This window comes from Mesorhizobium sp. M1A.F.Ca.IN.020.06.1.1 (genome assembly GCF_004023265.1).
Lineage (GTDB): Bacteria > Pseudomonadota > Alphaproteobacteria > Rhizobiales > Rhizobiaceae > Mesorhizobium.
In genome coordinates, this window is the sequence record NZ_RZSR01001710.1 from 1 (window position 1) to 560 (window position 560).

1 protein-coding gene is annotated in these 560 nt (G+C 68.8%); it reads left to right on the top strand.

The annotated features are described in order from the left end of the window. Positions 1–398, top strand: a 398-nt coding sequence (locus EOA60_RS36495; RefSeq protein WP_206628475.1) for a toprim domain-containing protein, incomplete at its 5' end; no start/stop codon positions are given. Positions 399–560 lie beyond the last annotated feature (162 nt).

Genomic DNA, 560 nt, shown 5'->3' on the forward strand with positions numbered 1-560 from the left:
ATCTTCTAGGCAACGCCATCTGGCTCGGCATGGAGCCCAGCGAATCAATTTCGGTCATGGTCGCCGGCGAAGGTTTCGAGACGATGGCCTCGCTCCGCGTCGTGATGCCCAAACTGTCGGTGGCCGCCGCGACCTCGGCCAATCATCTTGCCGGCCTGTCCTTCCCGCCCGACTGCCGTCGCCTCTACATCGCGGCCGACGCCGACGCTGCCGGCCGACATGGCATTGAGCGGCTCAGCCGACGCGCAGGCGAGGCCGGTAATCTCGCAATAGTGCTTCGCCCGCAGCTCGGCGACTTCAACGACGATCTGCGCCATCTCGGCCCAACCCGTCTCGCGGCGTGGCTCAGCGATCAGCTCGCCCCGGAAGATGCCCGTCGCTTCCTGACGTCGGGATGACCGGTCAAGGGGCTACAGGCGAGCAGGGGCGGCCTCACCGGAAGCCTCGCTGCCATGGCGGTTGTCCCCGCCGGAAAGGCCGCGCCCGCGGCCTGCCTGAGAGGCGATCCCTGCCACCCCCCGGTCACGGCCGCAACGGCTGCGCCGTCCTCCGCTTCGCTC